The sequence below is a fragment of the Enterobacter cloacae complex sp. IR53030 genome (assembly GCF_049238365.1).
Taxonomy (GTDB): Bacteria; Pseudomonadota; Gammaproteobacteria; order Enterobacterales; family Enterobacteriaceae; genus Enterobacter; species Enterobacter kobei.
Genome location: NZ_JBMKHA010000020.1, coordinates 14,690 through 39,611 on the forward strand (window position 1 = coordinate 14,690; position 24,922 = coordinate 39,611).

Annotated in this window: 25 protein-coding genes; 10 read left to right on the forward strand and 15 right to left on the reverse strand. The window is 56.6% G+C overall.

The window, feature by feature from the left end; all coding sequences use genetic code 11:
* Position 1: 1 nt before the first annotated feature.
* The 6 genes from ACOTXR_RS18645 to mdcA form a co-directional block, all read right to left on the reverse strand.
* The gene (locus ACOTXR_RS18645; protein WP_023331468.1) at positions 2-961 is read right to left on the reverse strand and encodes an AEC family transporter; all 960 of its coding nucleotides are present in this window, start codon (positions 959-961) and stop codon (positions 2-4) included.
* Between the two features lie 123 nt (positions 962-1,084).
* On the reverse strand, positions 1,085-1,885 hold the full coding sequence (mdcE, locus tag ACOTXR_RS18650) for a biotin-independent malonate decarboxylase subunit gamma (RefSeq protein ID WP_058690287.1): 801 nt from the start codon (positions 1,883-1,885) through the stop codon (positions 1,085-1,087).
* Positions 1,885-2,718 carry a biotin-independent malonate decarboxylase subunit beta gene (locus ACOTXR_RS18655; protein WP_014885503.1) on the reverse strand — a complete coding sequence of 278 codons (834 nt, stop codon included), beginning with the start codon at positions 2,716-2,718 and terminating at the stop codon, positions 1,885-1,887. The genes mdcE and ACOTXR_RS18655 overlap by 1 nt, the downstream gene beginning before the upstream one ends.
* Complete coding sequence (gene mdcC, locus ACOTXR_RS18660) at positions 2,711-3,010, reverse strand: malonate decarboxylase acyl carrier protein (RefSeq protein WP_058690264.1); 300 nt, start codon at positions 3,008-3,010, stop codon at positions 2,711-2,713. The genes ACOTXR_RS18655 and mdcC overlap by 8 nt, the downstream gene beginning before the upstream one ends.
* A 9-nt stretch (positions 3,011-3,019) precedes the next feature.
* Entirely contained in the window at positions 3,020-3,877 is an 858-nt protein-coding gene (locus ACOTXR_RS18665; protein ID WP_023337899.1) for a triphosphoribosyl-dephospho-CoA synthase, read from the reverse strand.
* Positions 3,877-5,532, reverse strand: a complete 1,656-nt coding sequence (gene mdcA / locus ACOTXR_RS18670; protein ID WP_058690265.1) for a malonate decarboxylase subunit alpha — start codon at positions 5,530-5,532, stop codon at positions 3,877-3,879. Before mdcA ends, ACOTXR_RS18665 begins: the two co-directional genes overlap by 1 nt.
* Positions 5,533-5,760: 228 nt before the next feature.
* Between mdcA and ACOTXR_RS18675 the strand changes: the two genes are divergently transcribed.
* The 3 genes from ACOTXR_RS18675 to ACOTXR_RS18685 are packed head-to-tail and all read left to right on the forward strand — an operon-like array spanning position 5,761 to position 7,898.
* A complete protein-coding gene (locus tag ACOTXR_RS18675) occupies positions 5,761-6,783 on the forward strand; it encodes a hydrolase (RefSeq protein ID WP_023331471.1) in 1,023 nt (340 codons plus the stop codon).
* Positions 6,780-6,998 carry a YheU family protein gene (locus tag ACOTXR_RS18680; RefSeq protein WP_058690266.1) on the forward strand — a complete coding sequence of 73 codons (219 nt, stop codon included), beginning with the start codon at positions 6,780-6,782 and terminating at the stop codon, positions 6,996-6,998. The genes ACOTXR_RS18675 and ACOTXR_RS18680 overlap by 4 nt, the downstream gene beginning before the upstream one ends.
* A 30-nt stretch (positions 6,999-7,028) precedes the next feature.
* A complete protein-coding gene (locus ACOTXR_RS18685) occupies positions 7,029-7,898 on the forward strand; it encodes a phosphoribulokinase (protein WP_014885508.1) in 870 nt (289 codons plus the stop codon).
* Between the two features lie 86 nt (positions 7,899-7,984).
* On the opposite strand, the gene ACOTXR_RS18690 is transcribed toward ACOTXR_RS18685, so the two are convergent.
* Complete coding sequence (locus ACOTXR_RS18690) at positions 7,985-8,389, reverse strand: OsmC family protein (protein WP_014885509.1); 405 nt, start codon at positions 8,387-8,389, stop codon at positions 7,985-7,987.
* A 311-nt stretch (positions 8,390-8,700) separates the two neighbouring features.
* Between ACOTXR_RS18690 and crp the strand changes: the two genes are divergently transcribed.
* Positions 8,701-9,333 carry a cAMP-activated global transcriptional regulator CRP gene (gene crp / locus ACOTXR_RS18695; protein ID WP_000242758.1) on the forward strand — a complete coding sequence of 211 codons (633 nt, stop codon included), beginning with the start codon at positions 8,701-8,703 and terminating at the stop codon, positions 9,331-9,333.
* A 57-nt stretch (positions 9,334-9,390) separates the two neighbouring features.
* Positions 9,391-11,478 carry a YccS/YhfK family putative transporter gene (locus tag ACOTXR_RS18700; protein WP_045268735.1) on the forward strand — a complete coding sequence of 696 codons (2,088 nt, stop codon included), beginning with the start codon at positions 9,391-9,393 and terminating at the stop codon, positions 11,476-11,478.
* Here the strand turns inward: ACOTXR_RS18700 and argD are convergent.
* The 4 genes from argD to ppiA all read right to left on the reverse strand — a co-directional run bounded on the left by argD (position 11,475) and on the right by ppiA (position 14,638).
* Complete coding sequence (gene argD / locus ACOTXR_RS18705; protein WP_172971182.1) at positions 11,475-12,695, reverse strand: bifunctional acetylornithine/succinyldiaminopimelate transaminase; 1,221 nt, start codon at positions 12,693-12,695, stop codon at positions 11,475-11,477. The two genes, ACOTXR_RS18700 and argD, sit on opposite strands and share 4 nt — an antisense overlap.
* A gap of 86 nt (positions 12,696-12,781) precedes the next feature.
* Complete coding sequence (gene pabA / locus ACOTXR_RS18710) at positions 12,782-13,345, reverse strand: aminodeoxychorismate synthase component 2 (RefSeq protein WP_058690268.1); 564 nt, start codon at positions 13,343-13,345, stop codon at positions 12,782-12,784.
* A gap of 30 nt (positions 13,346-13,375) precedes the next feature.
* Positions 13,376-13,960, reverse strand: coding sequence for a putative adenosine monophosphate-protein transferase Fic (locus tag ACOTXR_RS18715; RefSeq protein WP_014885513.1), 585 nt, complete (start codon positions 13,958-13,960; stop codon positions 13,376-13,378).
* 105 nt (positions 13,961-14,065) lie between these two features.
* On the reverse strand, positions 14,066-14,638 hold the full coding sequence (gene ppiA, locus ACOTXR_RS18720) for a peptidylprolyl isomerase A (protein ID WP_014885514.1): 573 nt from the start codon (positions 14,636-14,638) through the stop codon (positions 14,066-14,068).
* A gap of 278 nt (positions 14,639-14,916) precedes the next feature.
* Here ppiA and tsgA point away from each other — a divergent pair, with 278 nt between their 5' ends.
* Positions 14,917-16,098 carry an MFS transporter TsgA gene (gene tsgA / locus ACOTXR_RS18725; protein ID WP_023331476.1) on the forward strand — a complete coding sequence of 394 codons (1,182 nt, stop codon included), beginning with the start codon at positions 14,917-14,919 and terminating at the stop codon, positions 16,096-16,098.
* An 18-nt stretch (positions 16,099-16,116) separates the two neighbouring features.
* Here the strand turns inward: tsgA and ACOTXR_RS18730 are convergent, their stop codons facing one another.
* The gene (locus tag ACOTXR_RS18730; protein WP_058690269.1) at positions 16,117-17,418 is read right to left on the reverse strand and encodes a cytosine deaminase; all 1,302 of its coding nucleotides are present in this window, start codon (positions 17,416-17,418) and stop codon (positions 16,117-16,119) included.
* Positions 17,419-17,657: 239 nt separating this feature from the next.
* Here ACOTXR_RS18730 and nirB point away from each other — a divergent pair, with 239 nt between their 5' ends.
* The 4 genes from nirB to ACOTXR_RS18750 all read left to right on the forward strand — a co-directional run bounded on the left by nirB (position 17,658) and on the right by ACOTXR_RS18750 (position 22,342).
* Entirely contained in the window at positions 17,658-20,201 is a 2,544-nt protein-coding gene (gene nirB / locus ACOTXR_RS18735; RefSeq protein ID WP_058690270.1) for a nitrite reductase large subunit NirB, read from the forward strand.
* Positions 20,198-20,524 carry a nitrite reductase small subunit NirD gene (gene nirD, locus ACOTXR_RS18740; RefSeq protein WP_014885518.1) on the forward strand — a complete coding sequence of 109 codons (327 nt, stop codon included), beginning with the start codon at positions 20,198-20,200 and terminating at the stop codon, positions 20,522-20,524. Before nirB ends, nirD begins: the two co-directional genes overlap by 4 nt.
* Before the next feature lie 135 nt (positions 20,525-20,659).
* Positions 20,660-22,033 (forward strand): siroheme synthase CysG, encoded by a 1,374-nt coding sequence (cysG, locus tag ACOTXR_RS18745; protein ID WP_014885519.1) that lies wholly within the window; start codon positions 20,660-20,662, stop codon positions 22,031-22,033.
* 138 nt (positions 22,034-22,171) lie between these two features.
* Positions 22,172-22,342 carry a YhfL family protein gene (locus ACOTXR_RS18750; protein WP_014885520.1) on the forward strand — a complete coding sequence of 57 codons (171 nt, stop codon included), beginning with the start codon at positions 22,172-22,174 and terminating at the stop codon, positions 22,340-22,342.
* Between the two features lie 144 nt (positions 22,343-22,486).
* On the opposite strand, the gene trpS is transcribed toward ACOTXR_RS18750, so the two are convergent.
* Genes trpS through rpe form a run of 3 tightly spaced genes read right to left on the reverse strand, consistent with a single transcriptional unit; the run spans position 22,487 to position 24,915 of the window.
* Entirely contained in the window at positions 22,487-23,491 is a 1,005-nt protein-coding gene (trpS, locus tag ACOTXR_RS18755; RefSeq protein ID WP_014885521.1) for a tryptophan--tRNA ligase, read from the reverse strand.
* Positions 23,484-24,245 carry a phosphoglycolate phosphatase gene (gene gph, locus ACOTXR_RS18760; protein WP_023337906.1) on the reverse strand — a complete coding sequence of 254 codons (762 nt, stop codon included), beginning with the start codon at positions 24,243-24,245 and terminating at the stop codon, positions 23,484-23,486. The genes trpS and gph overlap by 8 nt, the downstream gene beginning before the upstream one ends.
* Positions 24,238-24,915: a ribulose-phosphate 3-epimerase gene (rpe, locus tag ACOTXR_RS18765; RefSeq protein WP_014885523.1), complete on the reverse strand. Its 678-nt coding sequence runs from the start codon at positions 24,913-24,915 to the stop codon at positions 24,238-24,240. Before rpe ends, gph begins: the two co-directional genes overlap by 8 nt.
* Positions 24,916-24,922: the final 7 nt, after the last annotated feature.

Consider the following 24,922-nt stretch of genomic DNA (forward strand, 5'->3'; position numbering starts at 1 on the left):
ATTACATTCCTGAGGTCAGCGAGATAAACAGCGGCAGCGACAGGATACACAGTACGGAGCTTAACAGCAGTACGGCTTCCGCATCCGGAGACTGCACGCCAAAGCGGTTACCGAACACCACACCGAAGAAGCCCGCAGAAAGCGCAATCATCAGGATAGCGGTGATCGCCACGGAACCGTGCAGACCAAAGAGTAAAACGATACCCCAGGCAATCGCAGGCTGAATCAGCAGCTTGGCGATAGTTGACGTGATCACCATGGTGTTGATCTGCAGCTTACGGGCAGAGAGGATCACCCCGGTCAGGAACAGCGCTGCAGCGGTCGCGGACAGCCCCAGCGGTTTAATCGCCGCCAGCACCAGTTCCGGCATTTTGATACCGATGGCGGACAAAATGACACCCAGCAGCGGGCCCATCACGATCGGTTTTTTAATCGAACGCCACATCAGCACCGGCAGCATGGAGAGCGTTGAGCCAGAGTTATTCCCTTCGGTGCGCGCTTTTTCACGTTCCAGAATGAGCAGGCAGAACGGGGTCATCAGCACCGAACCGCAGGCGATGGAGACCGCAACAGACAGTGATGTCGATGAACCTTCACCCAGCACGCTGCCCAGAATAGGCAGGCCGAGCGCCGCATAGTTTGGCAGGGCGACGGTCAGCGTCAGCACGGCGGCATCCTGCGGCGATTTTTTAAAGACGCCGGTGGCGAGGAAGTAGATGGCCGCATAGGTTATCCACATCGCCAGGGTCAGTACCAGAATCAGCGGCGACTGGGCCACAATGCCGGTCCACGGCGTTTGCACGGTGGCGCTGAACAGCGCGGCAGGCAGTGCAAAATCCATCACGAAAATATTAAGCAGGGAAACGTTTTTGTTATCGACCATCTTTGCCTTACCGGCCCAGAATCCCAGCAGCATGATGACGAAAATCGGTGCAAGAGCATGAACAATTACGTAAGTCATAATTCACCTGTAGTAAAAAAGTTTAAGCACTGGCGCGATGATTATTATTTTCAGGATGCAGGTTCCCGCGCGGACGTAACGGTTACGTCCGCGGTGTCGTGCATCTGGCAGGTCTCTTTTTACTTACCAGCTTGCCCGCATGCGTTCGCGTACGAGGGCAGAGCTGCGGCGGTTGTCAGCACCCAGACGATTGTTCAACGTGGTGTCCTGACGAGCGTCACTGATGGCCTGTTGCAGGGTGGTTTTCACCTGCGCCAGATCGTTATCGGAGGGGGCATCCGGGTTGCTGATGTCCAGCAGGTTTGAAAGCAGCCCCAGGGTGGCGTAGTTGCTGATGTCATAGGCCATCGGCGGAATGGTGGCCGCCAGTTTTTCCAGCGCGTCGACGGTTCGCAACGTAATGCGCGCCGCAGACTCTTTACCCATCGCGTGGATCAACACCCCTTTATCGTTGAAAGCAATCAGGCGATTAGCCTGGTAGCCATGCGCCAGAAATGCGCCGGACATCGCTTTACCGACGATAAGCCCAATCACCGGATGACCGGCCAGACGCGCATTCGCATACGCGGCGGCAGCCCCCGCCAGCGCCTGGTGGATACCAAACGCCTCTTCGCGACGGCCATAGGCCTGGCTTGGGACGTCAATCACCGCCACAATCGGACGCTTCATGGACTTACTGGCATCCTCGGCCACGGTTTCGCTCACCACTTTCGCCAGCGTCCAGCCCTCCAGCAGACCAACTTCCCCTTTCGCCGCGCGCGGGAAATGGTTGTGGGCATCCGGCACCACGGCAACAAAACGCACCGCCTCACCGTTCAGTTCGCCGTCTGCCGCCTGCACGGACGGGCAAAGCCCTTCCACACGTTTTACATTCGGCGCGAGCAGAGTCATCCAGAGTTCGCCACGGCTTATTGCGTTAGTCATCATTTCACCTCCCGGGCAAAAAGCGCGTTAATTTGTTCGGCATCGGCCTGTTTGCGGGTGTCGAAATTCGTCAGACGGTTCAGGTAATCGTCGTAGTTATCGGTGCGGTGTTTCGCGGGTACGCCCCTGGCAATCGCGTCGTTCATCGCCGCTTTCACCGCGTTGATACCGTCACCGACCAGCGCGTCAACCAGCCCGCTTTGATAGCGCACTTCGCCACCGGTCATGCTCCAGATAAACGGACGGTCACGGGAGTCGTACTCTTCAATCCCCGCTTCCTGCTCGATGACCTGCGGACCGTTCAGTCCGAGACGCGCTTCGCGGGTCACAATCAGGTAGCTGCACAGCGCCGCCGCGATGGACATCCCACCGAAGCAGCCCACGGTCCCTGCGACAATCCCGATAACGGGCGTGTAACGACGCAGGTCAACAATCGCCGCGTGGATATCGGCAATGGCGGCCAGACCCAGGTTCGCCTCCTGCAGACGAACGCCGCCGGTTTCGAGGCACAGCACAGCCTGAGTCGGAATGCCGTTGCGGTTATCTTCTGCCGCCAGCTCCAGCGCCGCCGCCATTTTGGCACCGGACACTTCACCCATGCTGCCGCCCTGGAACGCACCTTCAATGGCGACCACAACGGCTGGCTGACCGTTGATCGTGCCTTTCGCCACCACCATGCCGTCGTCCGCCTGCGGAACAATGCCCTGTGGCCCAAGCCACGGAGAGATAATGCCTTCAAACGGATCCAGCAGTTCGCGATAGCTACCCTCATCGAGCAGGGCCTGCGCACGCTGGCGTGCTTTCAATTCGATAAAGCTGCTGTCATCACGCATGGCTCACCCCCTCAAAAACCTGTTCGATACGAATGCGAGCCACGCCCGGCGTCGCGCCGAAATCATGAATGGTCAGTTTTCCTGCTGGCAGGCTACTGACCGTTTGCAGGCGGTTGAACAGTGCCTCCCAGCGACCCCGGCTGTTGTCGACGGAGGTGGTGATATCAATGGTTAACGTCTGGCCCGGTTCGGCGTTGAAGAGCACCTCCATATCCCCGGAACCGACTACCCCTGCCAGGGCCCTGCCGCTTAACGCGCGGCTGGCTGGCACGGTCAATGTGATTTTTTCCATAACATCCTCTTAATGCTTTGAATAAGGCGTTTCGACGCGATCGAGAAACAGCGTGGCAGCAAGCAGGTCAGCAGCGCCGCCTGGGGAGGCGTTTAGCGCCAGCATCTGACGGTCTAAGTTCGCCAGCGCCTGCTGGCCTGCAGCCGTTGCACAACCTCCGGCGTTCAGTACCGCACGGGCACCGTCCTGCATGGCGTCCAGCCCCTCCAGCCCGGCGCGCGACAGCACGCAGGTGTCGGTAAGCGACGTCATGATCGCCATCAGCGCGTCAAGCCTGGCGTGCGTTTCACTGCTGCCGTTGAGACGGCTCAGGCGAAGCTGCGGCAACGCGCGCTGCATAATGTGCGGGAACGCCTGCTGAGCCTCTTCGCGTGCACCCGGTACGCGGTAGCGGTGCGTGGCGCGAAGGCCTTTGCTGAACACTTTCGGCGCCGCCTCGTCAGGGAGTTTCGCCAGCTGCGCGGCGGTGCGGGCGACGTCGTGCGCCCTGGCTTCCCCGCCCAGCATCGCCACCGCGCTGACCAGCAACCCCAGCGCCCAAATCGCGCCGCGATGGGTGTTTACGCCACACGTTGCAGCCATCATCTGCTGCTCGCCTTCGCGACCAAGACGGCCAACGGTTTGCCGAAGCGCAATATCTGCCGGACGCAGCCAGCTTTGCTGCGCCAGCGCCTGAAACGTCGGGGTCAGGCTGCGCGCGGAGCGCTCCATCAGCGCAAGGGATAAATCGTGGTGCGCACCGTTCCCCCGACTGTCCACCAGACCGGGTTTCGGGCTTAATCGTGCTTCGTCAATCAGACACTGCGTGGCGGTTCGCGCCAGCCATTCGGCACCGCCTTCAACCTGAATCTGGGGCAGAAGTTTCATTACCAGCTCCGGAATTTCGCAGGTGGGTTGTACAGACCGCCGGACCATTCAACGAGGTCTGACACGCTGCCCGCCGCCAGCTGAGAGCGGGTGGCGTCGGTGCGGCGAATACCCATATCTTCCGGATAAACAACCTTGCCGCTCTGGCGCAGTTCCGCCACGCGTTTAGCATCCACGCCCAGGCCGATATCGGTAATCCCCGCCACAGCGGCGACCATGGCACGACGCTCCTCAAGATCTTTGGCGCGATAGAGGTAAGCAATCCCCTCTTCCGTCAGCACGTGCGTCACGTCGTCGCCGTATATCATGACCGGCGCCAGAGGCATCCCGGACGCTTTTGCCACGTCAACAGCATCAAGCTTTTCCACAAAGGTCGGCTTTACGCCCGCCTGGAAGGTTTCCACCATCTGCACGACCAGTTTTTTACCGCGCTGCATCGGGTCAGGTTCGGTGATCATGTTCAGCCAGGCCGGTGTAGCGTGGCGACGACCATGTGGGTCGTGCCCCATGTTTGGCGCACCGCCGAAGCCGGAAAGACGACCGCGTGTCACCGTTGAGGAGTTGGCGTAACCATCAACCTGCAGGGTTGAGCCGATAAACATATCGACCGCATACTGACCGGCCAGCTGACAGAACGCACGGTTGGAACGCATGGAGCCGTCGGCACCGGTAAAGAAGATGTCCGGACGGGCGCGGATGTACTCTTCCATCCCCAGTTCGCCGCCGAAGCAGTGCACGCTTTCCACCCAGCCGCTTTCAATTGCCGGGATCAGCGTTGGGTGCGGGTTCAGGGTCCAGTGCTTACAGATTTTGCCCTTCAGGCCGAGCTGTTCACCGTAGGTCGGCAGCAGCAGCTCAATCGCTGCGGTGTTAAAACCGATCCCGTGGTTGAGGGACTGCACCTGATGTTCCGCGTAGATGCCCTTAATCGCCATCATCGCCATCAGGATGTGTTCCTGTTTGATCAGGCGCGGGTCACGGGTAAACAGCGGTTCGATAAAGAATGGCTTGTCGGCAACGACAACATAGTCAATCCAGGAGCCCGGAATATCGACGCGCGGCAGGTCGCATTCGTCGTCCACCAGTTCATTCACCTGCGCAATCACAATCCCGTCGTGGAAGGCCGCGGCTTCCACCAGTGCCGGAGTATCTTCGGTGCTCGCCCCGGTGTAGAGGTTGCCTTTGCGGTCTGCTTTAAACCCCGCAATCAGCGCCACGTTGGGCGAGAGGTCGACGTAGAGGCGTGAATAGAGCTCGATATAGGTATGGATAGCGCCGATTTCGAGTTGACCATCTTCCAGCAACTGGGAGATTCGCAGGCTCTGCGTCCCGGAGAAGGAGAAGTCCAGCTTGCGGGCGATGCCTTTCTCAAAGATATCCAGATGCTCGCTACGGCCGACGCTCGGCATGATCATATGCAGATCGTGGACAATTTGCGGGTTCACTTCAGCCAGCGAGCGTGAAAGGAAATCGGCCTGCTTCTGGTTGTTACCTTCCAGAACGACCTTATCGCCAGGGGCGATCAGTTTTTCCAGCATGGCGACAAGGTCGCCGGTTGGCAGTACCTTGCCCTGCACCGGTACGGACGCCAGACGACGCGCTTTTTCGCTGCGTCGCGTGTTCCATTGCCGGGTGGGTGTTTGCCCAGATAACATTATTAACCTCCTGATTCAGCTAATCATTTTGATTTGCTTAACGTTGAGTAAAGTGTGCGCTCTGGTGGGAAAGGCATCAATTAAGCGTAGAGCGGAATCATTAGCCTGAGAGTAATAATCACGGTAAAGATTTGTGATCGGGATCAGTTCATGTTTCGGAAAACCAGGCTAAACGGGGTACAATTCGGAAAGTATCGTTAATTTCCGACAAGAATCAGCATCGCGCTTATGACCCAAATCATTCCAACAGACTTCGACATTGCAGCCGAAGACAGCACCGAGTTCGTGCCCATGCGCGGTGTGTCCAACTGCCATTTGCAGACCATGCTGCCACGGCTGATCCGCCGTAAGGTTCAGTTCACGCCGCACTGGCAGCGGCTTGACCTGCCAGACGGTGATTTTCTGGATCTCGCCTGGAGCGAAGACCCCGAGCAGGCACGTCATAAGCCGCGTCTGGTGGTTTTTCATGGTCTGGAAGGGAGTCTGCACAGCCCTTATGCGCATGGATTGATTGAGGCAGCAAAAGCGCGCGGCTGGCTCGGGGTGGTGATGCATTTTCGTGGCTGCAGCGGCGAGCCAAATCGTCAGAAACGCATCTATCACTCGGGTGAAACCGAAGACGGAACCTGGTTTTTACACTGGCTGCGGGAAAACTATGGCACCGTGCCAACGGCGGCCGTGGGGTATTCGCTGGGCGGAAATATGCTCGCCTGCCTGCTGGCCAAAGAGGGCGACAGCGTACCGCTCAATGCCGCAGTGATTGTCTCCGCGCCGTTTATGCTGGAGCAGTGCAGCTACCATATGGATAAAGGGTTTTCCCGCGTCTATCAGCGCTATCTGCTCAACCTGCTGAAAGCCAACGCCGCACGTAAGCTGAAGGCTTACCCGGATACCCTGCCGGTCAGCCTGCGCCAGTTGAAAAAGGTGCGCCGCATTCGTGAATTCGACGATCTGATCACCGCAAAAATTCACGGCTTCGCCGATGCGATCGACTATTACCGTCAGTGCAGCGCCATGCCGTTGCTCAGCAAAATCACCCAGCCGACGCTGATTATTCACGCCAAAGATGACCCCTTTATGGATCATCACTCTATTCCCGCGCAGGAATTCCTTCCCGACAATGTTCACTATCAGTTGACTGAACATGGCGGCCACGTTGGGTTTATTGGCGGGACGCTGCGCCGCCCGAAAATGTGGCTGGAGGCGCGTATTCCTGACTGGCTTACTCCTTATCTGGACGGTGCAAAATGATCATCCCCTGGCAGGATCTGTCTCCCGGAACGCTCGATAATCTGATCGAAAGCTTTGTATTACGTGAAGGCACCGATTATGGTGAACATGAACGCTCACTCGAGCAGAAGGTCAACGATGTTAAACGCCAGCTGAAAAGCGGCGACGTGGTGTTGGTGTGGTCAGAACTGCATGAGACGGTCAACATCATGCCCCGCAACGCGTTTCACGGCTGACCTTCCAACCTTTTCAGTCAGGGAGTTGCTATGTCTGCCAGACATCCCATTATTGCCGTTACGGGGTCGAGTGGTGCGGGAACGACCACCACCAGCCTCGCGTTTCGTAAGATTTTCGCCCAACTGAATCTCCGGGCGGCGGAGGTCGAAGGCGACAGTTTTCACCGCTATACGCGACCTGAAATGGACATGGCGATCCGTAAGGCGCGCGATCTGGGTAAACACATCAGCTATTTCGGTCCCGAAGCCAATGACTTTGGCCTTCTTGAGCAAACCTTCCTGGAGTACGGTCAGAGCGGCAAAGGGCAATCGCGTAAGTATCTGCATACCTATGATGAAGCTGTGCCGTGGAATCAGGTGCCGGGCACCTTTACCCCCTGGCAGCCGCTGCCGGAACCCACCGATGTGCTGTTTTATGAGGGATTACACGGCGGCGTAGTCACCCCACAGCATGACGTGGCGCGTCATGTGGATCTGCTGGTTGGCGTGGTGCCTATCGTAAACCTGGAGTGGATCCAGAAGCTGACGCGCGACATGAGCGAGCGCGGCCATTCGCGCGAAGCGGTGATGGATTCGGTGGTGCGCTCCATGGAAGACTACATCAACTACCTCACGCCACAGTTCTCCCGCACGCACATTAACTTCCAGCGCGTGCCGACGGTGGACACCTCTAACCCGTTCGCGGCGAAAACCATTCCGTCGCTGGACGAGAGCTTTGTGGTAATCCACTTCCGCAATCTCGAAGGCATTGATTACCCCTGGCTGCTGGCGATGCTGCAGGGCTCGTTTATTTCGCACATGAATACGTTAGTGGTACCAGGCGGAAAAATGGGGCTGGCGATGGAGCTCATCATGACGCCGCTGGTGGAGCGGTTGATGGAAGGGAAGCAGATTGCGTGAGTTGTTCTGCCCGGTGGCGCTGCGCTTACCGGGCCTGGGTTCATGCTTTTGTAGGGCGGGTCAGCGAAGCGCCACCCGCCAAAAGATTAAGCCTCGATCACTTCATACGAATGCGTGATTTTTACCGCTTTCTCCAGCATTAACGCCACAGAGCAGTATTTTTCCGCAGACAGATCCACCGCACGCGAAACCGCCGCGTCTTTCAGCGCTTTACCGGTGACCACAAAGTGCAGATTAATGTGGGTGAACAGGCGTGGCGCCTCTTCGCGACGTTCTGAGGTGAGTTTAACCTCGCAATCCGTCACGTCATGACGACCTTTTTGCAGAATCGACACCACGTCAATCGCGCTGCATCCACCCGCCGCCATCAGCACCATTTCCATTGGGCTGGGGGCTTTATCGCCGGAGTTACCGTCCATCAAAATCTGGTGCCCTGACGCGGATTCGCCCAGGAACGTTAAACCTTCAACCCATTTCACGCGCGCTTGCATATTCTTTAACTCCAACGTTGCATTTTCGGTGACAGATTACGCGTGCGTTACATTTCTCGCAACGGAAGGCGACCTGCATCATGCTGAAGCGAGACACCAGGAGACACGCGGCGAAAGCTATGCTAAAACACTCAGGATGCTACAGTAATACATTGACGTTACACATGTATGCAGAGGACATCAAACTTTACTGGCTGCGAAACGTTACGACAGCCGACTTCCCAGGGTATGGGTAAGAATTCGATTGCAACCCCAGAGTCCGGATGCATCTGATGACTCTGGTGACAGCTTATAACAGAGGATAACAGCGCATGGTGCTTGGCAAACCGCAAACAGACCCGACTCTCGAATGGTTCTTGTCTCATTGCCACATTCATAAGTACCCATCGAAGAGCACGCTGATTCACCAGGGTGAAAAAGCGGAAACGTTGTATTACATCGTCAAAGGCTCGGTGGCAGTGCTGATCAAAGATGAGGAAGGGAAAGAGATGATCCTTTCTTATCTGAACCAGGGCGATTTTATCGGTGAACTGGGCCTGTTTGAAGAAGGCCAGGAACGTAGCGCCTGGGTTCGTGCAAAGACAGCATGTGAAGTGGCTGAAATTTCTTACAAGAAATTCCGTCAGTTGATTCAGGTAAACCCTGACATCCTGATGCGTCTTTCTTCCCAGATGGCGCGTCGTCTGCAGGTCACATCCGAGAAAGTGGGTAACCTCGCCTTCCTGGACGTCACCGGTCGTATCGCGCAGACCCTGCTGAACCTGGCGAAACAGCCAGACGCCATGACCCACCCGGACGGCATGCAAATTAAAATTACCCGTCAGGAAATTGGTCAGATCGTCGGTTGCTCCCGCGAAACGGTGGGTCGTATCCTGAAAATGCTGGAAGATCAGAACCTGATCTCTGCCCACGGTAAAACCATCGTGGTCTACGGAACGCGTTAATTCCGCTCAAACGGCGTGCCATCGCAAGGTGTCACGCCGTTTTTGTCTCTATTCCCCATGTGGCGCAGGCTGATCTATCACCCGGAAGTTAATTACGCACTGCGACAAACGCTGGTGTTGTGCCTTCCTGTGGCCGTGGGCCTGCTTCTGGGACAACTCCAGCAGGGTCTGCTGTTTTCTCTCGTTCCCGCCTGCTGCAACATCGCCGGTCTGGACACGCCGCATAAACGCTTTTTCAAACGCCTGATCGTTGGCGGTTCGCTGTTTGCTGGCTGTAGCCTCGCCGTGCAGCTTTTACTGGCGCGCGATATTCCGCTGCCGCTGATCCTAACCGTACTGGCGATGAGCCTCGGTGTTACCGCAGAAATCAGTTCCCTGCACGCCCGCCTGCTTCCCGCTTCACTGATTGCCGCCATCTTCACACTGAGCCTCGCCGGGAATATGCCGGTGTGGGAGCCGCTGCTGATCTATGCCCTCGGCACGCTGTGGTACGGGCTGTTTAACTGGTTCTGGTTCTGGCTGTGGCGGGAACAGCCGCTGCGTGAATCTCTGAGCCTGTTGTATGTGCAGCTTGCGGATTACTGCGAAGCCAAATACACCTTGCTGACCCAGCATACCGACCCGGAAAAATCCTTACCGCCGCTGCTGACGCGCCAGCAAAAGGTGGTGGATCTGATAAGCCAGTGCTATCAGCAGCTGCATATGCTCGCCGCCAACAAGAATCACGAATATAAACGCCTGCTGCGCACTTTCCAGGTGGGGCTGGATCTGCAGGAGCATATCTCCGTGAGCCTTCATCACCCACAAGAGGTGCAAAAGCTGGTCGAGCGCAGCCACGCCGAGGCGGTGATCCGCTGGAATGCGCAGACCGTCTCCGCGCGCCTGCGGGTGCTGGCGGACGACATTCTCTATCACCGCTACCCCACGCGCTTTAACATGGATAAACAGCTCGGCGCGCTGGAGAAAATTGCTCGTCAGCATCCGGATAACCCGGTCGGCCAGTTTGCCGCCTGGCACTTCAGCCGCATTGCCCGCGTGCTGCGCACCCAGCGCCCGCTGTATCCCCGCGACCTGATGGCGGATAAGCAAAAACGTCTGCCGCTCCTGCCAGCACTCAGAAGCTATCTCTCGCTTAAGTCTTCTGCCCTGCGCAATGCCGCGCGGATTAGCGTTATGCTCAGTATCGCCAGTCTGATGGGCATGGCGCTGCATCTGCCTAAACCGTACTGGATCTTAATGACCGTGCTGTTTGTCACCCAGAACGGCTACGGCGCCACGCGGGTACGTATTCTGCACCGGGCAGGCGGCACGATGGCGGGGCTGATTATTGCGGGCGTAACGCTACACTTCCACGTTCCCGAGGGGTATACCCTGGCAGGGATGCTGGTGATTACGCTGGTGAGTTACCTGATTATCCGCAAAAACTACGGCTGGGCGATGGTGGGCTTTACGGTGACGGCGGTATATACCCTTCAGCTGCTTACGCTAAACGGCGAACAGTTTATCGTTGCCCGCCTGATCGATACGCTGATTGGCTGTCTGATTGCCTTTGGTGGCATGGTCTGGCTGTGGCCGCAGTGGCAAAGCGGATTGCTGCGCCAGAACGCCCACGACGCGCTGGAGGCTGACCAGCAGGCCATTCGTCTGATCCTGAGCGACGACCCGCAGCCCTCCCCGCTGGCGTATCAGCGGATGAAAGTTAATCAGGCGCACAACGCCCTGTTTAACTCGCTCAACCAGGCGATGCAGGAGCCAGGCTTTAACGCGCACTATCTGGCGGACATGAAGCTCTGGGTCACGCATAGCCAGTTTATCGTCGAGCATATTAACGCCATGACCACCCTGGCGCGCGAGCACACGATGCTGACGCCGGATCTGGCGCAGCGTTATTTGCAGTCGTGTGAAATCGCCCTGCAGAGGTGTCAGCAGCGTCTGGAGTATGACGCGCCGGGTGAGTCGGGGGATTCGAACATTCTGGAAGCGCCGGAAACGCTGACCCACGGGCCGATGAGCACCCTGGAGCAGCATTTGCAGCGCGTGCTGGGCCACCTGAACACCATGCACACCATTTCGTCGGTGGCATGGCGTCAGCGTCCGCATCATGGCATTTGGTTAACGCGCCGGTTAAAACGAACCGAGTATTAGCCTTTAACGATCTTCGCGACCGCCGCGGCAAAGCGGGTTAACCCGTCTTCAATGTCTTTATCTTCCACCACCAGCGACGGTGCGAAACGCATCACGTCTGGCCCCGCATTCAGCACCATTACCCCTTCGTGGGCGGCAGCATGCAGAAAATCGCGGGCGCGGCCTTTGTACTGTGGCGTGAGCTCGGCACCCATCAGCAGACCCATGCCACGGATTTCGCTGAACACATCATACTGGTCATTGATCTTTTGCAGATGTTTTACGAACAGCTCACGCTTCGTGTTCACGCCGTTCAGCACTTCCGGGGTATTGATGATATCAAATGCCGCACCCGCCACGGCGCTCGCCAGCGGGTTACCGCCATAGGTTGAGCCGTGCGAACCGACATGAAACGCAGAGGCGATCTCCTGAGTCGTCAGCACCGCACTCACCGGGAAACCACCGCCGAGCGCTTTGGCACTGGTCAAAATATCCGGCGTCACGCCGTAGTGCATATAAGCGAACAGATCGCCGGTACGTCCCATTCCGCACTGCACTTCATCAAACACCAGCAGCGCCTGATGCTCATCACACAGCGCGCGCAGCCCTTGCAGGAATTCCGGGGTGGCCGCCGTCACGCCGCCTTCGCCCTGAATTGGCTCCACGACTACCGCGCAGGTGTGGTCGTCCATCACCGCTTTCACCGCATGCAGATCGTTAAACGGCACATGGACGATGTCGGCCGGTTTTGGGCCAAAGCCGTCGGAATACTTCGGCTGGCCGCCGACGGAGACGGTAAAGAACGAGCGCCCGTGGAAGGCGTTGTGGAAGGCGATGATTTTGGTTTTGTACGGGCTGTGACGTGTCGTCGCGTAATAGCGCGCCAGCTTAAAGGCGGTTTCGTTGGCTTCGGTGCCGGAGTTCATAAACAGCACACGCTCGGCAAACGTGGCATCAATGATTTTGCGGCCCAGACGCAGCGCCGGCTCGTTGGTGAATACGTTACTGGTGTGCCACAGGGTTTCGCCCTGGGTTTTCAGCGCCTCCACCAGCGCAGGATGGCAATGACCCAGCGCCGTGACCGCAATACCGCCCGCGAAATCCACATACTCTTTTCCCTGCTGATCCCAGACGCGGCTGCCTTTCCCCTTAACCGGGATAAACTCAGCCGGTGCATAAATCGGCAGAATCACTTCATCGAATGTTGCGCGGGTAATTGCTGGTTGTTCAGTTGCCATGTCATGCCCATCCATTTTATGTCACATTGATTGTGAAAATATAATCACAAAATATGCATAAAAAATCACAGCAAGGCAACAGATATTCAGCGATGGAAGAAATTAGCCAGCAGGTCATGCCCTTGCTCGCTAAGGATACTTTCCGGATGGAATTGCACGCCCTCAAGATCCCACTCGCGGTGGCGAATCCCCATGATCTCCTGCGTATCGCTCCAGGCGGTCACCTCAAAACAGTCTGGCAGCGTCGGCGGGTCAATCACCAGCGAATGGTAGCGCGTCACGGTTAAGGGATTATTGAGCCCCGTGAATACCCCGGTACTGGTATGCGTGACCGGCGACGTTTTTCCGTGCATCACTTTCGCGGCACGCACGATGGTGGCGCCGAATACCTGGGCAATGGCCTGATGGCCCAGGCAGACGCCCAGAATGGGCAGCTTGCCAGCATAGCGCCGGATAACATCCAGAGACACGCCCGATTCCGACGGCGTGCAGGGGCCGGGTGAAATCACAATTTTCTGCGGAGCCAGCGTCGCAATATCGGCCAGAGTCACGTCATCGTTACGGCGGACAACCACCTCTGCTCCCAGCTCACAAAAATACTGGTAAAGGTTCCAGGTGAAGGAATCGTAGTTATCAATCAGCAGAATCATGGCGGCTCCCGAAAAAAATGCCGCCCTATTCTACTCAGATTCCCGCGCTTCGCTCACTACTTTGGCAAAGACAGCGTTCAGCGCAGTCAAATCGCCCGTGGCGCCGCTTCGGTTCGCCGCCACCCACTGCTCGGGATCGATACCCCGCCAGTCCAGCATATACCCGGCATGAATGGCCAGCTGCTCAAAGAAGACCCGTTGGGCAATACCATTGCCGCTCATAAAAGGATGCAGCATATTGATTTCACAGTAGTAGTGACTAACTCTGTTCACAAAGGTTTCTTTCTGAAGACCCACCAGATACTTTTCGCTTTCCAGGTCCGCCATCAATTCATTGCCCATCTTCTCGATGTACTCGAAGTGGCAGAAAGGAATGTCACCTTTAAAAATATCGTCGGTACGGTATTCGCCCGCCCGCTTCAGCTCTTTGCGATACAGATGGCGGTGAATAAGGCAAAGATGGGGTAAACCGGGCGCGGAAGGCCCGAGCTCCAGCGTCTCAATATGGGGTTCTGAAGGACCATGACCTTTTTCAAGGAGACAACTGGCCTGAAGATTGACGTTACGCTGCTGCTCCCAAATACGGGATTTTTGCTTGTCGGTGAGTTTTTTCACTTAACGCCTCCCTGAATAGTCCGTTTGCCACAAGTATAAGCAGCAAAACGCGCTTTCGCAGGGAGGGGGCATTACACGGGCGAGCGCCGCCCGTGTCAAAGAGGGTTACGGCAGTACTTTTGCGGAGAGGATCACGACCGGTTTGGACGGCACATTCTGGTACGGGCCGACGTCATGAGTAGGAACCTGAGAAATCTTATCCGCCACGTCCATCCCTTTCACAATTTTACCGAAGACCGCGTAACCGAAGTCGCGCTGGCCGTGGTCGAGGAAGGCGTTATCCGCCACGTTGAGGAAGAACTGGCTGGTGGCGCTGTCTTTATCCGCCGTACGTGCCATGGAAATCGTGCCGCGCTTGTTCAGCAAGCCGTTGTCCGCTTCATTTTTGATCGGCGGGTTCGGCTGCTTCTGCTGCATCTGCTCGTTGAAACCGCCGCCCTGAATCATGAAGCCAGGGATCACGCGGTGGAAAGTGGTGTTGTTATAAAAACCACTGTTCACATAGTCGAGGAAGTTTTTCACGGAAACCGGAGCTTTCTGGCTATTCAGTTCCAGCTCAATATTCCCGGCAGAGGTGGTCAGCAGAACGTGAGGGTCCCCTTTGGCTGCCAGCGCAGCAGGGGAAACGGCAGAAAGAGCAAACACAGCTGCGACAGCCGCCAGTGTTGATTTGAGCATGAGAATTCCTTAACAAAGCGCAGTATAAAAAGCGAATGGCTTGATTCTAAAGAGCAGTATGAACGGAGACCAGCCTTTTACCTAATTTTACGAAATTGAAACAGTTGTAACCACGCAAACGATTGGTTATGGCGTCTTTTTATGTGATAGAGATCACATAAAAAACTGCAATGAAGTTTAAATTTCTTTGAAAAGGTATGAATGGATCACTTTAATGTCTAAAATCTGCCCGCTCTCAGCGCCTTCCGGGCGCTTTTCTTTTTTTGAACAGGCCAGACATGACTAACAGCAATCGCATCAAGCTCACATGGATCAGCTTCTTCTCCTACGCCCTGACCGGCGCGTTGGTGATCGTCACCGGGATGGTGATGGGGAATATCGCAGACTACTTCCAGCTGCCCGTCTCCAGTATGAGTAACACCTTTACCTTCCTCAACGCCGGTATCCTCATCTCTATCTTCCTGAATGCCTGGCTGATGGAAATCGTGCCGCTGAAGACGCAGTTGCGTTTTGGTTTTGTGCTGATGGTCGCCGCCGTGGCGGGTCTGATGCTGAGTCACAGCATCGCGTTGTTCTCCGCCGCCATGTTCGTGCTCGGCCTGGTCAGCGGGATCACCATGTCGATCGGTACGTTCCTGATTACCCATATGTATGAAGGCCGTCAGCGCGGCGCGCGCCTGCTGTTCACCGACTCCTTCTTCAGCATGGCCGGGATGATTTTCCCGATGGTGGCCGCCGTTCTGCTGGCACGCAGCATTGAGTGGTACTGGGTCTATGCCTGTATCGGTCTGGTTTACGTAGCAATCTTTATTCTGACCTTCGGCTGTGAATTCCCGGTTCTGGGCAAAAAAGCGCAAACCAGCGCAGAACCCGTCGCGAAAGAGAAATGGGGCATCGGCGTACTGTTCCTCTCCATCGCCGCCCTGTGCTATATCCTCGGCCAGCTGGGCTTTATCTCCTGGGTACCGGAATACGCGAAAGGCCTGGGCATGAGCCTGAACGACGCGGGTAAACTGGTAAGCGATTTCTGGATGTCTTACATGTTCGGCATGTGGGCGTTTAGCTTCATCCTGCGCTTCTTCGATCTGCAGCGCATCCTGACGGTGCTGGCGGGCCTGGCAACCGTGCTGATGTATCTGTTCATCAACGGTTCCCCGGACAATATGCCGTGGTTCATTATGACCCTGGGCTTCTTCTCCAGCGCGATTTACACCTCTATCATCACGCTGGGCTCCCTGCAGACCAAAGTAGCTTCGCCGAAGCTGGTTAACTTCGTGCTGACCTGCGGTACCATCGGCACCATGCTCACCTTTGTGGTGACGGGGCCGATCGTTGCCCACAGCGGCCCGCTGGCGGCGCTGCACACCGCTAACGGTCTGTATGCCGTGGTGTTCATCATGTGCTTCGTGCTGGGCTTCGTGACTCGCCACCGCCAGCACAACGCGGTAGCGTCTCACTAACCTTCACGCCCCTTTGCGCTACGCAGAGGGGCTGTTTCTGGCAAAGCTGACCTCTTCACCCCCGATATCCATCTGGATCCACGTCTGCGCCAGCTGCGTCGTGGCAATCACCCGCCCCTGACGAATCGACCAGCGCACCGGCACCTGACAGCGCACCGCTTCGAACCCGCTTTCCGCAGGCAAAATCACCAGATTCGCCGGATTGCCCGTGGCAATACCGTAATCGCTCAGGCCAAAGGTACGGGCGCTGTTATGGGTGATCAGATCCAGGCCGCTGTCGATTTGCGGATAGCCCATCATCTGGCAGACGTGTAACCCCATGTGCAGCACCTGGAGCATATTGCCGGTTCCCAGCGGGTACCAGGGGTCAAAAACATCGTCATGACCAAAGCAGACATTAATGCCTGCTTCCTGGAGTTCCTTCACGCGCGTGATGCCGCGGCGCTTAGGATAGTCGTCAAAACGCCCCTGCAGGTGGATATTGACCAGCGGGTTAGCGACGAAGTTAATCCCCGACATCTTCAACAGGCGGAACAGGCGCGAGGTGTACGCACCGTTGTAGGAGTGCATGGCGGTAGTATGGCTGGCGGTCACGCGCGGACCGATGCTGGCCTCGTAGGCCAGGGTAGCCACCGTCTCGACAAACCGCGACTGTTCGTCGTCAATTTCATCGCAATGGATATCCAGCGGACGGTCATATTTCTTCGCCAGTGCAAAAGCAATATGCAGCGACTGGACGCCATACTCCCGGGTGAATTCGAAGTGCGGGATCGCCCCCACCACGTCGGCACCCAGTTTTAACGCCTCTTCCAGCAGCGCCGCGCCGTTCGGGTAAGAGAGAATACCCTCCTGGGGGAACGCGACGATTTGCAGCGTCACCCATGGGGCCACCTCCTGCTTCACTTCCAGCATGGCCTTCAGGGCGGTGAGCGTCGGGTCGGAGACATCCACATGGGTACGGACAAACTGAATGCCGTTGGCGATTTGCCACTTCAGCGTTTTCCAGGCGCGCGCTTTGACGTCGTCATGGCTGAGTAACGCTTTGCGCTCCGCCCAGCGTTCAATGCCCTCAAAGAGCGTGCCCGACTGATTCCAGTTCGGCTCGCCTGCCGTCTGGGTGGTATCAAGATGGATATGCGGCTCGATAAACGGTGGGATCGCCAGCCCACCGCGCGCGTTCAACACTTCATAACTTTCAGCGCGGGTGTCGTCCATTGGGGTGATGTCACCAAATCGCCCGTTCTCAATGGCGAGTTGCCATAGTCCTTCCCGGCCCGGTAAGCGAACATTCTGAACAAGCCAAAGCGGTGTTGTAGACATTTCTTATCCCCTGATCAACGCAACGTTGTTTAAGCATATTTTTGTTCAAAAATACGCCATTGCTTTGTACACAAAATCGACGCCCCCGAAAAGCCTGCGATTTCCATAACTTATAAAAATCCTGACAAATCAGCTGCATACCACCTAAGGAGTAGGCGAAGACGTATTTGATTTACATCAATAAGCGCCCCTGCTGAATCGTTAAGGTAGGCAGTAATAGAAAAGAAATCGAGGCAAAAATGAGCAAAGTCAGACTCGCTATCATCGGTAACGGCATGGTCGGCCATCGCTTTATTGAGGATCTTCTCGATAAAGCCGGTGCCGACCAGTTCGATATTACCGTGTTCTGTGAAGAACCCCGCAAGGCGTACGACCGTGTGCACTTGTCTTCCTACTTCTCCCATCATACCGCCGAAGAGCTCTCTTTAGTGCGTGAAGGTTTCTATGAGAAGCATGGCGTAAAAGTGCTGGTGGGCGAACGCGCCATCACCATCAACCGTCAGGAAAAAGTGATCCACTCCAGCGCCGGGCGTACGGTTTTTTACGACAAGCTGATCATGGCGACAGGCTCGTATCCGTGGATCCCGCCTATTAAAGGTTCTGAAACTCAGGATTGCTTCGTTTACCGTACGATTGAAGACCTCAACGCCATTGAATCCTGCGCACGCCGCAGCAAGCGCGGCGCCGTTGTCGGCGGCGGTCTGCTGGGCTTAGAAGCCGCGGGCGCGCTGAAAAACCTCGGCGTAGAAACCCACGTCATCGAATTTGCCCCGATGCTGATGGCCGAACAGCTCGACCACATGGGTGGCGACCAGCTTCGCCGTAAAATCGAAAGCATGGGCGTGAAAGTTCACACCAGCAAGAACACCAAAGAGATCGTGCAGGAAGGCACCGAAGCACGTAAAACCATGCGCTTTGCTGACGGCAGCGAGCTGGAAGTAGACTTTATCGTCTTCTCCACCGGTATTCGTCCACGCGACAAACTGGCAACCCAGTGCGGTCTGGCCGTCGCGCAGCGCGGCGGGATCATGATTAACGATACCTGCCAGACCTCCGACCCGGATATCTACGCGATTGGCGAATGCGCCAGCTGGAATAACCGCGTATACGGTCTCGTGGCGCCAGGCTACAAAATGGCGCAGGTCGCCGTGGACCATATTCTCGGCAGCGAAAACGCCTTCACCGGCGCGGATATGAGCGCCAAGCTGAAGCTGCTGGGCGTGGACGTGGGCGGTATCGGCGATGCGCATGGCCGCACGTCTGGCGCTCGCAGCTACGTCTATCTCGACGAAAGCAAAGAAGTCTACAAACGTCTTATCGTCAGTAAGGACAATAAAACCCTGCTCGGCGCAGTACTGGTAGGCGATACCAGCGACTTCGGTAACCTGCTCCAGCTGGTGCTCAACGCCATCGAGCTGCCGGAAAACCCGGACGCGCTGATCCTCCCGGCGCACGCCTCAAGCGGTAAACCGTCCATCGGCGTGGATAAACTGCCGGACAGCGCGCAGATTTGCTCCTGCTTCGACGTCACCAAAGGCATGCTGATCTCTGCCATCAACAAGGGCTGCCATACCGTAGCCGCGCTGAAAGCCGAAACTAAAGCCGGTACCGGCTGTGGCGGATGTATTCCACTGGTGACTCAGGTGCTGAACGCCGAGCTGGCGAAACAGGGCATCGAAGTGAACAACAACCTGTGCGAGCATTTTGCTTACTCTCGCCAGGAGCTGTATCACCTGATCCGTGTGGAAGGCATTAAGTCCTTCGACGAACTGCTGGCGAAACACGGCCAGGGTTACGGCTGTGAAGTGTGTAAACCGACCGTCGGCTCCCTGCTGGCCTCCTGCTGGAATGAATACGTGCTCAAACCCGAGCACACGCCGCTGCAGGATACCAATGACAACTTCCTGGCGAACATTCAGAAAGACGGCACCTACTCCGTCATTCCACGTTCCGCCGGTGGCGAAATCACGCCGGAAGGGCTGGTCGCGGTGGGCCGGATCGCCCGCGAATTTAACCTGTACACCAAAATTACCGGTTCACAACGTATCGGGCTGTTTGGGGCGCAGAAAGACGACCTGCCAGAAATCTGGCGCCAACTGATTGAAGCAGGCTTCGAAACCGGCCACGCGTATGCCAAAGCGTTGCGTATGGCGAAAACCTGCGTGGGCAGCACCTGGTGCCGCTACGGCGTGGGCGACAGCGTCGGCTTCGGCGTGGAGCTGGAAAACCGCTACAAGGGCATCCGTACCCCGCACAAAATGAAGTTCGGCGTCTCCGGCTGTACCCGTGAATGTGCCGAAGCGCAGGGTAAAGACGTGGGTATTATCGCCACCGAAAAAGGCTGGAACCTGTACGTCTGCGGTAACGGCGGGATGAAACCACGCCATGCAGACCTGCTGGCAGCGGATCTTGACCACGACACGCTGATTAAGTACCTCGACCGCTTCATGATGTTCTACATCCGTACCGCCGATAAGCTGACCCGTACAGCGTCCTGGCTGGATAACCTGGAAGGCGGCATTGATTATCTGAAAGCGGTGATCATCGACGACAAGTTGGGCCTGAACGAGCATCTGGAAGCAGAGATGGCTCGCCTGCGCGAGGCAGTGATCTGCGAGTGGACCGAAACCGTGAATACCCCTGCGGCGCAGACACGCTTCAAACACTTTATCAACAGCACCCAGCGCGACCCGAACGTGCAGGTGGTGCCAGAGCGCGAGCAGCATCGCCCGGCAACACCGTATGAACGCATTCCAGTCACGCTGGTGGAGGAAAACGCATGAGCCAGTGGGTAAACATTTGCGAGATTAACGACATTCTGCCTGCCACCGGCGTGTGTGCGCTGCTGGGTAACGAGCAGGTCGCGATTTTCCGTCCCCGTCACGATGAACAGGTTTTTGCCATCAGCAATATCGACCCGTTCTTCGAGGCCAGCGTGCTCTCCCGTGGCCTGATTGCCGAGCACCAGGGTGAACTGTGGGTCGCCAGCCCGCTGAAAAAGCAGCGTTTCCGTTTAACCGACGGACGCTGCATGGAAGATGAAAGCGTCTCCGTGAAGCACTATGACGTCCGCGTGAAGGACGGCAAGGTGCAGCTCAAAGCGTAACCCCCCGCCTTTTCAATAGGAAAGGCTTATGACCCCTTATGGGTAACGGCAGGAAAAACCGTATATTTTCGGCGATTCCTGCTGTTATCCTGACGTCAATGCTTACCCCCTCCTTGAATGCTGTGAGGTATCGTCGTGGACCACCTGCCGATTTTTTGTCAATTACGCCATCGCGACTGCCTGCTTGTGGGCGGCGGCGATGTGGCTGAGCGCAAGGCGCGCCTGCTGCTGGAAGCGGGGGCCCGACTGACCGTGAATGCTCTCACCTTCACCCCGCAGTTTGACGTCTGGGCCCAGGAAGGGATGCTCACGCGGGTACAAGGAGAGTTTGATGAATCCCTGCTGGATACCTGCTGGCTGACCATTGCCGCAACGGATGACGATGCCGTGAATCAGCGCGTCAGCGATGCCTGCGAAGCGCGGCGTATCTTCTGCAACGTGGTAGATGCGCCGAAAGAAGCCAGCTTTATCATGCCGTCGATTATCGACCGCTCACCGCTGATGATTGCGGTGTCATCCGGTGGACGCTCTCCTGTTCTCGCCCGCCTGCTGCGGGAAAAACTGGAAGCCGTGCTGCCGCAGCATCTTGGTCAGATTGCCCACTATGCCGGACAACTTCGTTCCCGCGTGAAGCAAACCTTCGCGACCGTAGGGGAGCGCCGTCGCTTCTGGGAAAAGTTCTTTGTGAACGACAGGCTGGCGCAGTCGCTGGCGAACCAGGACACAAAAGCGGTGGAAGAGACGACCGAACAGTTACTGAACGAACCGCTGGATCACCGTGGTGAAGTGGTGCTGGTCGGCGCGGGTCCTGGCGATGCAGGCTTACTGACGCTGAAAGGCCTGCAACAGATCCAGCAGGCGGATATCGTGGTCTACGACCGCCTGGTCTCCGATGACATCATGAACCTGGTGCGTCGCGACGCCGATCGCGTCTTCGTCGGCAAGCGCGCGGGCTACCACTGCGTACCGCAGGAAGAGATTAACCAGATCCTGCTGCGCGAGGCGCAGAAAGGTAAGCGCGTGGTGCGTCTGAAAGGCGGCGATCCGTTTATCTTTGGTCGCGGCGGCGAAGAGCTGGAAACCCTGTGCAACGCAGGTATTCCGTTCTCCGTGGTGCCAGGGATTACGGCGGCGTCCGGCTGCTCAGCCTACTCCGGCATCCCGCTGACCCACCGCGATTACGCGCAGAGCGTGCGTCTGGTGACGGGCCACCTCAAAACCGGCAGCGAACTGGACTGGCATAACCTGGCCGCTGAAAAGCAGACGCTGGTCTTCTACATGGGGCTGAATCAGGCCGCCACCATTCAGGCGAAACTGCTGGAGCACGGCATGGAGGCAGATATGCCCGTTGCGCTGGTTGAAAACGGTACCGCCATTACGCAGCGTGTTGTCGATGGTGTGCTGACTCAACTCGGCGAGCTGGCGCAGCAGGTTGAAAGTCCGGCGTTGATTGTGGTGGGTCGCGTGGTTGAATTACGCGATAAGCTGAACTGGTTCTCGAATCACTGACACATATTTTTCCTTCTTCGAGTAGTCCTTAAGCGGACTACTCCCCTCTAACGGCTACCGCTAACATACCGCCCGCATAGTGGAACTTTTCCATTTATTCCCTCGTATTACATCCAATTTTTTAGACAAGGAATGCGTATGTTCAAGCTGGCAAAAGCCGCCGTTCTGGTTGGCCTGTTATCGACCCTGACGGCCTGTACCGGTCACGTTCAAAACACCAAAAATAACTGCAGCTACGATTATCTGCTGCACCCGGCGATCTCCATTTCGAAGATCATCGGTGGTTGCGGACAGGCGGCACAGCAGTAAGCCGTTTTCAGGCGTAAAAAAACCGGGATTTCCCGGTTTTTTAGTTTTGGGAAGTGCGGCCTGATGCCCTCACCCTTACCCTCTCCCACAGAGAGAGGGAACAAACCCTAAAAACGGTAACGTGGTTACCGTTTTGCTTTGTACCTATGGTTTACCCACAAATCCAATCGCTTCATACACCGCTTTGAGGGTTTCTGACGCGCGCGCGCTGGCTTTTTCCGCGCCGTCTTTCATCACCTTCTGCAGGAAAGCTTCGTCGTTACGGTAGCGGTGATAACGCTCCTGCAACTCGGTCAACATGCCGGAAACGGCGTCTGCCACTTCACCTTTCAGGTGACCATACATCTTGCCTTCGAAGTGCTGCTCCAGCTCTGGAATGCTCTGGCCGGTGACACCGGAGAGAATATCCAGCAGGTTGGAAACGCCCGCTTTATTCTGCACGTCGTAGCGCACCACTGGCGGCTCGTCGGAGTCGGTCACCGCACGCTTAAGCTTTTTAACCACGGATTTCGGATCTTCCAGCAGGCCGATAACGTTGTTGCGGTTATCGTCTGACTTGGACATCTTCTTGGTCGGTTCCAGCAGCGACATGACGCGTGCGCCCGATTTCGGAATAAACGGCTCTGGTACTTTAAACACCTCGCCATAAAGCGCGTTGAAGCGCTGGGCGATATCGCGGCTCAGCTCCAGGTGCTGTTTCTGGTCTTCGCCGACAGGAACCTGGTTGGTCTGGTACAGCAGAATGTCAGCCGCCATCAGCACCGGATAGTCAAACAGACCGGCGTTGATGTTTTCAGAATAGCGTGCGGATTTATCCTTGAACTGGGTCATGCGGCTCAGTTCACCGAAGTAGGTGTAGCAGTTCAGCGCCCAGCCCAGCTGTGCGTGCTCTGGTACATGTGACTGAACGAAAATGGTGCTCTTCTCAGGATCGATGCCGCAGGCCAGATAGAGGGCTAGGGTGTCCAGGGTGGCTTTGCGCAGCTTCTCAGGATCCTGACGCGCAGTGATAGCATGAAGGTCCACGATGCAGTAAATGCAATGGTAGTCATCCTGCATGCTGACCCACTGACGCAACGCACCCATGTAGTTACCAATGGTCAATTCACCTGACGGCTGTGCGCCACTAAATACGATGGGCTTAGTCATTATTCAATTCCTGATGTTCACTGTGCGAAAGCCCGAGTGCGGGCAACAAATCTTTGAAGTGGTCGAACACAACATCCGGCTCACTCAGCGTAATGGCCTCACCGTAGTTGTAGCCATAGGTCAATCCGACGGAAGGACATCCTGCCGCGCGGGCAGCCAGAATATCATTGCGGGAATCCCCGACAAAGAGCAGCTCCGCAGGTGTTAAGGATAATTTTCCTGCCACCAGCAACAGCGGTTCCGGATGCGGCTTTTTGTTTTGCACATCATCGCCGCCCACAATCACGGAGAAATATTTCGCGATATCCAGCGCGTCGAGAAGAGGGGCAACAAACGGCGTGGGTTTATTGGTCACCAGCCCAAGCGGGATGCCTTTGGCATGCAGCGCGCTCAGGGTTTCCTGGACGTCCGGGAAGAGAAAACTCCCCTCTTCAACGGTCTCTTCATAGAAACGATTGAACAGTTTGCGCAGAATACGCAGCTGCTCATCCTGAGGGATATCCGCGTGATCGACGCTCGGTTTGCCCTGCGCGGAACGCTGCGACGCGCGCTCCTGACGAGCCCACGTTAACGCGCGCTCCATCAGCACATCGGCACCGTTGCCAATCCACGTCACAACACGTTCTTCGCCCGCAACGGGCAGCTCAAGGGCATACAGCGCCTGATCCACGGCGCTCGTTAAGCCCGGCGCGCTGTCAACCAGCGTGCCGTCGAGGTCGAACGCTACACCCCGAATTGCCTGCAATTTATCCATGACTTACCTTCGCCAGCTCGCGGCGCATTTCATCAATGACTTTTTTGTAATCCGGTTGGTCGAAAATGGCCGACCCGGCAACGAACATATCCGCGCCCGCTGCCGCAATTTCACCAATGTTATTCACTTTCACACCGCCGTCCACTTCCAGGCGAATATCGTAGCCTGACTCATCAATACGACGGCGCACTTCGCGCAGCTTGTCCAGCGTATGAGGGATGAACGACTGACCGCCAAAGCCCGGGTTAACAGACATCAGCAAAATGACGTCCAGTTTATCCATGACATGATCGAGATAGCTCAACGGCGTGGCCGGGTTAAACACCAGACCCGCCTTACAGCCATTCTCTTTGATCAGCTGCAGGGTGCGGTCCACATGTTCAGAGGCTTCCGGATGGAAAGTGATGATGCTGGCCCCCGCCGCGGCGAAGTCTGGCACGATTCGGTCGACCGGCTTCACCATCAGGTGAACGTCGATCGGCGCGGTGATGCCGTAGTTACGCAGCGCCTTGAGCACCATTGGGCCAATCGTCAGGTTGGGGACATAGTGGTTATCCATAACGTCGAAATGGACGACATCTGCGCCAGCCGCGAGAGCTTTAGCCGTGTCTTCACCCAGGCGGGCAAAATCGGCCGACAGAATTGAGGGAGCAATCAAAAACTGTTTCATCCGCATC